We start from the raw sequence: 11,257 nt of genomic DNA on the forward strand, positions 1-11,257 counted from the left end.
GAAGAAAAGAAGCTGGCAATCATCCCGATGATGATGGACGGCAAACTGGTCGCGACTCGACTGGATTGAGCAACTTGGGAAGAGGCTTGAATAGTCCTCTCCCCAACTGGCCGCACGGGATCGGCCTTGGCCCCCTTGGGCGCAAGGTCCGAGAGGGGGTCGAAAAGGCGATATTGGTGGCGGTACTCGCGAGCGCCCGGAAATGGCGCAAAGCGGACTTCGTCCCAGCGCCGCGCTTTTCGGCAGCCCAGCCTTCACCCGCCCTTCGCGGACTTGCCAGCCCCAAACCTCAACCCGTCCATCAGCAGCGACACCAGCCGGCGCGAGCGGTCGCGCCAGTCCTCGGTATCGGGCGCAGAATAGATGCCGCCCAGCGCGTGCAGAACGTCGGAGCTGTCGACGTCGCTGCGGATCGAACCGTCGGCGACCGCCGCTTCGATCAGCTGCCGCAAGGCAAGTGTCACCCGGCCGGACATGTCCGAGAACAAGGTTGAATTGGTGTTGAGCAGGATACGCAGGCTCGTCGCCAGCCCGCGCTTGGTGGCGATGTAGTCGACGAAGCGCTGCATCCACTGTTCGAGCGCAACGTCGGGCGGGTGGTGAAGAGCGAGCTCGTCGGCGGCCACGCACAGGCTTTCCACTTCGCGCCGGTAGACCACCTCGACCAGATGCTCGCGCGTCGGAAAATGCCGGTAGAGCGTGCCGATGCCGACGCCGGCCTGGCGCGCGATCTCCTCCAGCGAGGCATCGGCGCCATGCGTGGCAAAGGCCGCTGCTGCTGCCTCGACCAGCGCGTCGCGGTTGCGCTGCGCATCGGCCCGCAGCGGTTTTGCCGCTGTCGGGTCGGGCTCGTCTTTGGCGGTTGCGGGCGGCTGCGAAGCCAAAATTTTCTCCACTGCGAATACGGGGCTTGAACCCGACGGGTCCACCCCCCACGTAATAAACGGAGGCTCCTCCGTTTTAGTGGAGCACCTTTATCATATAACCAGGGGACCGGTATGTCACGTGTCGAGAGCCTGCAAGCCGGCGAGAGCGTGATCTCCCCCCCTCGAGGGGGAGACGTCGCCGAAGGCGACAGAGGGGGTCGGTTTGACCGGGCACGACCTCCTGCGGCAGATGGGGTGGCGCTCTATGCGAGGCGACCCCCTCTGGCCGCTTCGCGGCCATCTCCCCCTCAAGGGGGAGATTATGCGCGCCGCCGTTTTCGCCGATCTTCCCCGCCCTTGCCGCTCGCCGGCCGGGCACCAGATCATCCCCCTTCGCGTCAAGCAACAGGAGCCAGACGCCCCATGACAAGCAAAACCCGAATTCCCATCCAACTTCAAATCAACGGACATCGCCATGAACTGGAGGTCGAGCCGCGCGTCACGCTGCTCGACGCCTTGCGCGATCATCTCGGCCTGACCGGCACCAAGAAAGGCTGCGACCAGGGCCAATGCGGCGCCTGCACCGTGCATGTCGACGGCCAGCGTGTGCTGGCCTGCCTGACGCTCGCCGCCCAGGCCGAGGGCAGGGCGGTCACATCAATCGAAGGGCTTTCTGACGGCGACGGCACGCTGCACGCGGTGCAGGCCGCTTTCCTCGAACAGGACGCCTTCCAGTGCGGTTACTGCACGCCGGGCCAGATCATGTCGGCTGTCGCCTGTATCCGCGAGGGCCATGCCGGCTCGGATGACGAGATCCGCGAATATATGGCCGGCAATCTCTGCCGTTGTGGCGCCTATCCGCACATCGTCGCCGCCGTGCGCCAGGCGGCACTGGAGGTCGCGTCATGAGGGATTTTTCCTATCTGCGCGCCAATTCCATTGATGCGGCACGCCAGGCGGCGGCGCTGCCCGGCGCCATGCTGCTCGCCGGCGGCACGACGCTCATCGATCTCGCCAAATGCGGCGTCACCGAACCCGAAACCGTGGTCGACATCACCCATCTCAAGGGACTGGATGGGATCACGGTCGATGACCGGGGCGCCACGATCGGAGCGTTGGCAAGGATGAGCAGCGTCGCCGACCATGCCGAGATAAAAAGCCGGTTCCCCGCCGTCTCGGATGCGCTGTGGCAGGCGGCCTCGGCGCAGCTCCGCAACATGGCGACCATCGGCGGCAATCTGATGCAGCGCACGCGCTGTCCGTATTTCCGCGATCCGGCGAATTTTCCGGCCTGCAACAAGCGTACGCCCGGCAGCGGCTGCTCGGCGATCGGCGGCGTCACCCGCGGCCATGCCGTGCTCGGCACCAGCGAAGCCTGCATCGCCAGCTATCCCGGCGATCTGGCGACAGCGCTGGTCGCCTTCGACGCAACAGTCCATCTCGGCGATCGCCAGGTCGCGGTCGATGACTTTTTTCTCCTGCCGGGCGCCACGCCCGACAGGGAACATGCGATCGCGCCAGGCGAGATGCTCACCGCGATCAGCATTCCTGCTTCCGCCGCAGCACGACGTTCGACCTATCTAAAAGTCCGCGACCGGCAATCCTACGAATTTGCCGCTGCAAGTGCCGCCGTCGGCATCGAGTTCGAGGCTGACGGAAGGACGATCCGTGATTTGCGCGTGGCGCTCGGCGGTGTCGCCACCAGGCCGTGGCGCGCTCGCGCCGTGGAAGAGGCGCTGAAAGGCAGGCTGCTGGAGCCCGACACGGTCCGGCGCGCCAGCCTGCTCGCCATCGGGGGCGCCGTCGACCACGGCGCCAACCATTACAAGATCGAACTGGCGCCGCGCGTCGTCGCCCGCGTCATCCTGAAAATTGGAGAAACGGCATGACCGTTCACGACGTCAGATCAAGACATGATGATTTGAAGAGAGGCGACGCTTCCGACGGCGCCATCCTCGCGGAGGCAGTGGGCGGGCGGCTGTCGCGCGTCGATGGCCCGGCCAAGATCACCGGCGCCGCAAAATACGCGGTCGAGCAGCAGCCCGAAGGGCTCAGCCACGCGGTCCTGGTCGAGAGCAGGATTGCGGCCGGCAAGGTGCGTTCGATCGACACGGCCGCGGCTAAAAGCGCGCCGGGCGTGCTTCTGGTGCTGACGCCGGACAATGCGTTGCGCCTCAACACCGCTACGGACTGGCTGGGCACGCCGCCGCCAGATATTCCCTATTGCCCGCTGGCGCGCGACATCACCTTCAGCGGGCAGCATGTCGCGGCGGTGGTGGCCGAGAGTTTCGAGCAGGCGGTCGCGGCCGCGGCACTGGTCAAGGTCGCCTATGACGAGACGCCGGCCATCGTCGATCTCGACGATCCGAAGGCCGGCGACGGCATTCCGATCGACACGATGACCAAGGAATGGGGCGATGCGCAGGCGGCTTTCGCCGCCGCCCCGGTTCGGATCTGCGCCGCCTACAACACGCCGCGCGAATACCAGGCGCCGATGGAGCCGCACGGCCTGATCGCGCACTGGCAGGGCGACCAACTGACCGTGTGGGAGCCCAGCCAATGGCTCGACGGCATGGCGCGGACCTATGCCGAATGGTTCGGCGTGCCGTTCGAGAATGTGCGCCTGGTCTCGCCCTTTATCGGCGGCGGTTTCGGCTCCAAGGCGTTCGCTTACGGCTACGGCGCGGTGGCGGCGATGGCCGCGAGAATGCTGGGACGGCCGGTGAAGCTGGCGGTCACCAGGCCGCAGACCTTCACCGCCTATGGCGGACGGGCGGCGACGCGCCAGACGGTGGCGCTCGGCGCCGACGCAGAGGGACGGATCCAGTCGATCGTGCATCGCGGCGTCAACGAGACCTCGGTCGACGGCATGTGGGTCGAGCCGCTCGGTTCGGTCACCTCGATCATGTATGCGACACCGAATTTCTCGTCGCGGCAGAACGTCGTGCGGGTGAATACGGTGGTGCCGGGGGCGCTGCGCGCGCCGGGCGAGAACCCGAGCGCCTTCGGCATCGAAGGCGCGATCGACGAACTGGCTTACGAGGTCGGCATCGATCCGCTGGAAATCCGGCTCAGGAACTATGCCGAACAGGATCCGGAGGCGAACAAGCCGTGGTCGACACGCCAGCTGCGCGAGGCATTCGCTGCCGGTGCCGAGGCCTTCGGCTGGTCGAAACGTGCACCAGAGCCGCGCTCGATGCGCGACGGCGATCAGCTGATCGGCTGGGGTGTAGCCGCCGGCACCTATCCGGTGCGGCGCGCCTATGGCGAGGCGATGGTGCGCATTCTCGCCGACGGCTCGGTCGAGGTCGAAAGCTCGAGCATCGACATGGGGCAGGGCACCTATACGATCCTGGCGCAGACCGCCGCCGAAGTGGTCGGCGTGCCAGCTGAGAACGTCGTGGTGAAGCTGGGAGACTCGCGCTATGCCCGCGCCGGCGTCACCGGCGGTTCGCGGCTGGCCGGCGTGATGACCGGCGCGGTGCACAAGGCGGCGACCGCCGCGCTCGATGAGTTGGTCGGGCTGGCGATCAGCGATCCAAATTCGCCGTTCCATGCGCTGCAGGCCAACACCCTGGTCGTTGCCAATGGCCGCATCGCCTCGCCGCGCGGCGACAGCCCTGAGGTCTCGATCGCCGAGCTGCTCGGCAGCGTCGGACGCAGCCAGATCGAGGCGATGGGCGACACCATGCCGGCCAATTCGACGGCTGACGATCGCTACAAGAACTACACGACCATCGCGACGGCGCTGTCGCACACCGAGGGCGACTATTCCCGCCACAGCTGGTGCGCGCATTTCATCGAGGTGCGCGTCGACGAGGATTTTGGCACGGTTCGCGTATCGCGCGTGGTGTCGGCGCTGGATTCAGGTCGGCTCTACAACCCCAAGCTCGCCGAAAGCCAGTGGAAGGGCGGCATCATCATGGGCATCGGCCAGGCGCTGCTGGAGGAAGGCATCGTCGACCGCCGCCACGGCCGCATCGTCAACAACAATTTGGCCGACTATCTCATCGCAACCAATGCCGACATTCCCGACATCGAGGTGATCTCGGTCGGCATCCCCGACCCGCATTCCTCGGCGCTCGGCGGCAAGGGTGTAGGCGAACTCGGCATCGTCGGCGTGGCGCCGGCGATTGCGAACGCGGTGTTCCACGCCACCGGCAAAAGGGTGCGGGACCTGCCGATCACGCTGGAGAAGCTGATCTAGGGGCGAGACGGCGAAGTAGCCAATCTCTCCCACACGGGGGGAGATCGGCCGTCATCCTGGGCTTTCGCCAATCTCCAACGTTGCAAGACAGCGCCCACACAGTGACACCACCAGGCTCCCCAAGTGGGGGGAGATCGGCGGCTTCAGCGTCTGATCTGCTTCAATCAAAACATCCCGTTCTGGTTGAGCGGCTGTTCCGGGATCGGCTGGATGACGTCCCAGTGCTCGACGATCTTGCCCTCCTCGAGCCGGAAGATGTCGACGATGGCCGAGCCGCGGTCGCCCGGCACGCGCACGCCATGCGTGTGCGCGATGATGAAGTCGCCGTCGGCGAAGACCCGCTTGACCTCGGCGCGCAGGCCGGGGAAGTTTTCCCGTAGGAAGGCGAGGAAGTCCTTGAAGCCTTCGATGCCGTCGGCAATCAAGGGATTGTGCTGGACGTAGCGGCTGCCGAGGAACTTCGAGGCGGCCTTGAAATCCGTCCGGTTGATGGCGGCTTCATAGAAGGCAAGAACGGTCGCTTTATTGGCCTCGAGTTTCAAAGCCTCGGAGTCGATTTTGTTCGCCAGCGATAAGGTCATGATGGTTTCTCCAGTTTGCGGTTGAAGACGACGGTATTCTTGAACTAAAGGTACAAAATTGGTCGTGACGAAAGAGCCCGATTGCCGGTGCCCGATCATGGTTTTTCCTGGCTAGATCAACGACATCACGGCATGCACGACGCGGTGCAAATGCTCGGTTCGGTCGGACATTTTTGCGATCACGGTCATACCCAGGATCGTCGTCATCAGCAGGCTGGCCAACGCCTTGGCATCGCGGCCGGCATCGAGCTCGCCATTGCGCTGCCCCTCCTCGATCGTCGCCAGCAGCGCGCGTTCCATGCGCTCGAAAATGGAGCGCACGATCGCGACAGCGGCCTCGTCGCGCCCACCAAGCTCTGCCACCGTGTTCACCCCCATGCAGCCGCGTCGCCGCAGATGGGTGAGCTCCGGTGCGGCGAGCCGCTCAAGCGCCGCCTGTAGCCGCGCCCTTGCCGGCCCGGGCCGATTCAGCACCGCAGTGAGAGCCGCCACGCGCGCATCACCGTAATGGCGCAATGCCTGCTCGAACAGCGCCCGCTTGTTGTCGAAGGTGTTGTAGAGGCTGCCCTTGCCGATGCCGAGCGCGTCGACGAGGTCGGCCGGGGTCGTCGCGCCATAGCCCTGGCGCCAGAACAGATCCGTCGCGGCGGCCACAGCGGCCTCGGGGTCGAATTGCTTCAGTCTTCCCATGGCCGATGGTGGTAGCGATTTTGTACTTGTAGGTCAAGAAAAATCGGTGAAGCTGCGCGCAGGGCAGAGGGGGTGCTGTCCCTCCGGCCTGTCGGAGAATCGTAGCGTACCTTCCGGCAGGTTGGATGGAACACATCAAGTAGGGAAGGGCTGGCGATCCTGCACACCCCCTCTGTCCTGCCGGACATCTCCTCCAACAGGGGGAGATCGGCAGCTTCATCCGCTTTCGCCAATCGTTAAATCATCCACTCACCACTCCAACCGAAACGCCAGCTTGCCGAAATGCCGGCCGCCGGCCGCCATGTGCGCGTAGGCCTCGGCCGCTTGGTCCTGGCTGTAGACCGTGTCGATGACCGGCTCGATGCCGGCGGCGCCGATGGCGCGGGCGGCGTCGCGCAGGTCGGATACCGAGCCGGTGTTGTTGCCCACCACCCTAAGCGCCTTGATGATGATCGGCAGCAGATCGACCATGGCCTCGGCGCCGGTGACGAAGCCGATGGTGAATAGCGTGCCGCCTGGCGCCGTGGCGTTGACCGCGCGGACGAAGGTGGCCGAGCCGCCGGTCTCGACGATCAGGTCGGCGCCGAGGTCGTCGGTTAGTTTCAGCACCTTGCCGTCCCAATCCGGCGTCGTGCGGTAGTTGATGAGGTGATCGGCGCCGAGCGCCCTGGCGCGTTCCAGCTTTTCGTCCGACGACGAGGTGATGATGACGGTGGCGCCGGCCGCCTTGGCCAATTGCAAGGTCAAGATCGAGACGCCGCCGGTGCCTAGCAGCACAACGACCGACCCCGGCCCGACATCGGCGGCGCGGATCGCGTTCCAGGCGGTGGTCGCGGCAATCGGCAGCGTCGCCGCCGCTTCGAAGGACAGATGCGCCGGTGTCGGCACGACGGCATTGGCTGGCAGCGCCACATATTCGGCGAGCGATCCGGGCAGCGTCAGGCCGCGCATCTGCGTCATCTCGTAGGGTCGCGGACGGCCGCCGATCCAGCGCGGTTTCGCATGGGCGATAACGCGGTCGCCCACGGCGTATTTGGTGACGCCCTCGCCGAGCGCGGCGATCTCGCCGGCGCCGTCTGCGACCGGAATGAGCGGGAAGCCCGGCCCGGGATAATTGCCGCTCGCCACCGCGACATCGACGAAATTTAGGCTCGCGGCGCGCAGGCGGACCAGCACTTCGCCGCGCTGCGGTTCAGGTGTGGCAACGGTGGCCGCGCGAAAGGCGTCCAGTCGGGGTGCAGTCAGTTCGATGGCTTTCATGGTCTCACTCCGGTTGATCGGCCGACGGGCCAATTCGTTGGGATTGAGTGAAACTAGCTGCTGCGCTATCCATGCATAATCTTCTGTTTTTGCATTTGAGTTTTGCGCATTATGCAGCAATCCCATGAGCCAGCAGCACTCGCCGAAATGGCCGCCTTCGCGGCGATCGCCGAGGCACGCTCCTTCACCAAGGCGGCGGCGCGCGTCGGGCGCGACGCGACGATCCTGTCGCGGCGGCTTGCATCGCTTGAGGAACGGCTCGGCGTGCGGCTGCTGCACCGCACGACGCGCAGCGTGTCTCTGACCGAGGCGGGCGCCGAGTTCCTCGTCCGCGTCCGCGCCATTCTGGCCGCGGTCGACGAGGCGGAGAGCGTGGCCTCGGCGCATGCCGGCGGCGGGGCGCGCGGCGTGCTGCGGCTGGCCCTGCCCGGATCGTTCGGGCGCATGTGGATCGGGCCGCTGCTGCCGCAATTTCTCGCCGAATTTCCTGATGTTCGCATCGAGGCCGAGTTCTCCAACCGTTTCGTCGATCTCGTCGCCGAGAATTTCGACGTCGCCGTCCGTCTCGGTGCGCTGGAGGATTCGCGCCTGGTGGCGCGCAAGGTCGCGACGCGGCGCCGGCTGCTGTGCGCCGCACCGTCCTACCTCGCTCGCCGGGGCACGCCCGCCACGCCGCAAGCGCTCCTTGAGCATAGCTGCCTGGGTTTCACTGGGTTCCAAACCTTTCCGACCTGGGAGATGACCGACAGCACGGGCCGCCGCGTCCAAATCGACGTCTCAGGGCCGCTGGTTACCGACGATGCCGAGGTGCTGGTCGAAGCCGCCGTGCAAGGCGTCGGCCTGATGATGAGCACCGACTGGCTGGTCGGGCGCGAGCTCGCCGACGGGCGGCTGGTGCCTGTTCTGGAGGACTGGACGCTTGCCGACGAAGGCGCGGTCTATGTCGTGATGCCTTCAGCCAAGGGGCAAGCGGCCAAGACGCGCGCCTTCGCCGACTGGATCGGCAAGCGATTCGCACCGGAGCCGCCATGGCGGCGGGAAAGGTGCTGATCTCCCCACTTGAGGGGGAGATGTCGCCGAAGGCGACAGAGGGGGGTCGCCGCGCGTGGAGCGCCAGCGCCGTCTCGTGGGGGAAGGTGTCGGCGACCCCCTGGCCGCTTCGCGGCCAACTCCCCCTCAGGGGCCCGCAAGGGGGGAGATTGCGCGCTCAGCCGCCTGCGCCTCCGCCTCCACCGCTCTGCAGTTTCAAAAACTGCCCCAGCAGATCCATCGGCACCGGAAACACCACAGTCGACGAGCGCTCACCGGCGATGTCATGGAGCGCCTCGAAATAGCGCAGCTGCATGGCCTGCGGTGTCTCGGCCAGCATCTTGCCGGCCTCGACGAGTTTTGCCGCCGCCTGCTGTTCGCCGTCGGCATTGATTACTTTGGCACGCCGCAGCCGTTCGGCTTCGGCCTGCTTGGCGATGGCGCGGACCATGTTCTCGTTGAGGTCGACATGCTTGATCTCGACATCGGAGACCTTGATGCCCCAGGCATCGGTCCGCTGATCGAGGATCTCCTGGATATCACTGTTGAGCTTGTCGCGTTCGGCCAGCATTTCATCGAGCTCATGCTTGCCGAGCACCGAGCGCAAGGTGGTCTGTGCCAGCTGGTTGGTCGCGGCCATGAAATCCTCGACTTGGATCACCGCCCGCTCGGCGTCGACGATACGAAAATACAGCACCGCATTGACCTTCACCGAGACGTTGTCGCGCGAGATCACGTCCTGCGGCGGCACGTCCTGGACCACCACCCGCAGGTCGACCTTCACCATCTGCTGCACGAACGGGATGAGGATGATCAGGCCGGGGCCCTTGACCCCGGTGAAGCGGCCGAGCGTGAAGACCACGCCGCGCTGATATTCCCTCAGGATGCGAATGGCCGCGGACAGGAACATGACCACGACGAGCGCTGCTACCAGATAGGCCACATAACCGAAGATCATTGCCTTGCTCCATCGCTTCGCACATTGCGGCGCCGTATCGTCAGAACGAGACCCCTGACCTCAGCCACCTCGACGCTGTCGCCCACTGCAAGGGGTTCGTCGGCCGTCGCCCGCCAGCGCTCGCCCCGGGCCAGCACGTGGCCCTCGTTGCCCTCCCAGTCGAGGACCTTGGCCGGCAGCCCTTGCATGGCCTGTGCGCCAACACGCGGAAGGTTCTTGCGGGCCGCCCACAGATAGCTGCCGGTCAGCAGCGCCAGGCCGAGCGTCAGGACGGCGGCGGTGCCGATGACGGCCCACGACATCTCGAAGCCGGGCCCCTCGATCCTGAGCAGCATGGCAGCGCCAAGCAGAAACGCAGCCACGCCTCCCAGCCCAAGCACCACTGTGGGATTAAAGACCTCGACGACGAGGAAGATGATGCCAAGCAGCATCAAGGCAAGGCCGGCATAGCTGATCGGCAGGAGATTGAGCGCATAGAGCCCGAGCAGCAGGCAGATCGTTCCGATCACGCCGGGCGCAACCGCGCCCGGGCTCGTGAACTCGAAGACGAGGCCATAAACCCCGATCAGCATCAGGATCACGGCGATGTTCGGGTCGGTGATGACGGCGAGAAGCCGGATGAGCCAGCCGGGTTCCAGCGTTTCAACCGGCAGCCCTTTGGTCGCCAGCACCTCTTTCCTGCCGGCTATTTCCACCGTCCGGCCGTCAGCCAGCTGAAGCAGTTCGGTCGTGTCGCGGGCGATGAAGTCGACGACATGCTCCTGCAGCGCCGCGCTGGCCGACAGGCTGGCCGCCTCGCGCACGGCCTTTTCACCCCAATCGGCATTGCGCCCGCGCAGTTCAGCCAGGCTGCGGATCAGGGCAACCGCGTCGTTCGTCGCCTTGGCGATCATCGCATCGCCCGACGGTGGGTTCTTCGGGTCCTTGCCGGCTTCCGGGCCATTGTTCTTGTCGTCGCCGCCGGGAAAGGATGGCAGCGGCCCGCCCATCTCGATCGGCGTTGCCGCGCCCAGATTGGTGCCGGGCGCCATCGCCGCCACATGGGTTGCGTAGAGGATGTAGGTTCCGGCGCTCGCCGCATGCCCGCCGGCGGGCGCGACATAGCCGATGACGGGAACCGGCGAGGCGAGGATATCGGCGATGATCTCGCGCATGCTGGTGACCAACCCGCCGGGCGTGTTCATCTGCAGGATGAAAACCTCGGCGTTTCGCTCCGCGGCGACCGCCAGCGCTTCCTCGAACTGCATGGCGCTCGCCGGGCCGATGGCGCCGTCTATCTCGATGCGCAGCGCAATCCTCTCCTGCCCGTTCGCCTCTCCGGTTGCGGAAGAGGAACAAACAGCCACAGCGGCTACAAAAGCCGCGGCAATCAGGGCTACACGCGCGAGTTTCACGCTCAAAGCTCCCTATCAGGGATATGGGCCAGATTTTGCCGAAATCCATGCTGCGTCGCGGCGGGTGAAGCTGATCCAGGACAACGGGGCGTTGAAGCTGCCGATCTCCCCCCTTGCGGGGGAGATGCCTGGCAAGGCAGAGGGGGGTGCTGTCCCTCGAACTCTCGAGCCTAGGTTCCTCGCCCACCTCGAAGCGGGGGAGAGAAGCTATGGGGCGGCGGCGAGGGTTGTGGCACCATCGTTGCTGTGAACTCAACGAATGGAGCGCCCCG

The 11,257-nt window shown here is 65.7% G+C and carries 10 protein-coding genes; 4 read left to right on the plus strand and 6 right to left on the minus strand.

Going from position 1 to position 11,257, the window contains the following annotated elements:
- Positions 1–254: 254 nt before the first annotated feature.
- Positions 255–884: a TetR/AcrR family transcriptional regulator gene (locus AC0L3I_RS36205; protein WP_473530139.1), complete on the minus strand. Its 630-nt coding sequence runs from the start codon at positions 882–884 to the stop codon at positions 255–257.
- A 405-nt stretch (positions 885–1,289) separates the two neighbouring features.
- On the opposite strand from AC0L3I_RS36205, the gene AC0L3I_RS36210 reads away from it, so the two are divergent.
- The 3 genes from AC0L3I_RS36210 to AC0L3I_RS36220 are packed head-to-tail and all read left to right on the plus strand — an operon-like array spanning position 1,290 to position 5,073.
- Entirely contained in the window at positions 1,290–1,775 is a 486-nt protein-coding gene (locus AC0L3I_RS36210) for a (2Fe-2S)-binding protein (protein ID WP_473530140.1), read from the plus strand.
- Positions 1,772–2,755: an FAD binding domain-containing protein gene (locus tag AC0L3I_RS36215; RefSeq protein WP_473530141.1), complete on the plus strand. Its 984-nt coding sequence runs from the start codon at positions 1,772–1,774 to the stop codon at positions 2,753–2,755. Before AC0L3I_RS36210 ends, AC0L3I_RS36215 begins: the two co-directional genes overlap by 4 nt.
- A complete protein-coding gene (locus AC0L3I_RS36220; protein ID WP_473530142.1) occupies positions 2,752–5,073 on the plus strand; it encodes a xanthine dehydrogenase family protein molybdopterin-binding subunit in 2,322 nt (773 codons plus the stop codon). Before AC0L3I_RS36215 ends, AC0L3I_RS36220 begins: the two co-directional genes overlap by 4 nt.
- Positions 5,074–5,237: 164 nt before the next feature.
- On the opposite strand, the gene AC0L3I_RS36225 is transcribed toward AC0L3I_RS36220, so the two are convergent.
- The 3 genes from AC0L3I_RS36225 to AC0L3I_RS36235 form a co-directional block, all read right to left on the minus strand.
- Positions 5,238–5,753, minus strand: coding sequence for a nuclear transport factor 2 family protein (locus AC0L3I_RS36225; RefSeq protein WP_473487584.1), 516 nt, complete (start codon positions 5,751–5,753; stop codon positions 5,238–5,240).
- Between the two features lie 12 nt (positions 5,754–5,765).
- Complete coding sequence (locus AC0L3I_RS36230; protein ID WP_473530143.1) at positions 5,766–6,308, minus strand: TetR/AcrR family transcriptional regulator; 543 nt, start codon at positions 6,306–6,308, stop codon at positions 5,766–5,768.
- 285 nt (positions 6,309–6,593) lie between these two features.
- Positions 6,594–7,604 (minus strand): zinc-dependent alcohol dehydrogenase family protein, encoded by a 1,011-nt coding sequence (locus tag AC0L3I_RS36235; RefSeq protein ID WP_473487586.1) that lies wholly within the window; start codon positions 7,602–7,604, stop codon positions 6,594–6,596.
- A 111-nt stretch (positions 7,605–7,715) separates the two neighbouring features.
- Here AC0L3I_RS36235 and AC0L3I_RS36240 point away from each other — a divergent pair, with 111 nt between their 5' ends.
- On the plus strand, positions 7,716–8,654 hold the full coding sequence (locus AC0L3I_RS36240; RefSeq protein ID WP_473487587.1) for a LysR family transcriptional regulator: 939 nt from the start codon (positions 7,716–7,718) through the stop codon (positions 8,652–8,654).
- Between the two features lie 157 nt (positions 8,655–8,811).
- Here the strand turns inward: AC0L3I_RS36240 and AC0L3I_RS36245 are convergent, their stop codons facing one another.
- Complete coding sequence (locus AC0L3I_RS36245; RefSeq protein ID WP_473487588.1) at positions 8,812–9,591, minus strand: slipin family protein; 780 nt, start codon at positions 9,589–9,591, stop codon at positions 8,812–8,814.
- Positions 9,588–10,985, minus strand: a complete 1,398-nt coding sequence (locus tag AC0L3I_RS36250; protein ID WP_473530144.1) for an NfeD family protein — start codon at positions 10,983–10,985, stop codon at positions 9,588–9,590. Before AC0L3I_RS36250 ends, AC0L3I_RS36245 begins: the two co-directional genes overlap by 4 nt.
- Between the last annotated feature and the right edge of the window lie 272 nt (positions 10,986–11,257).

Source organism: Mesorhizobium sp. WSM4840, from assembly GCF_055811755.1.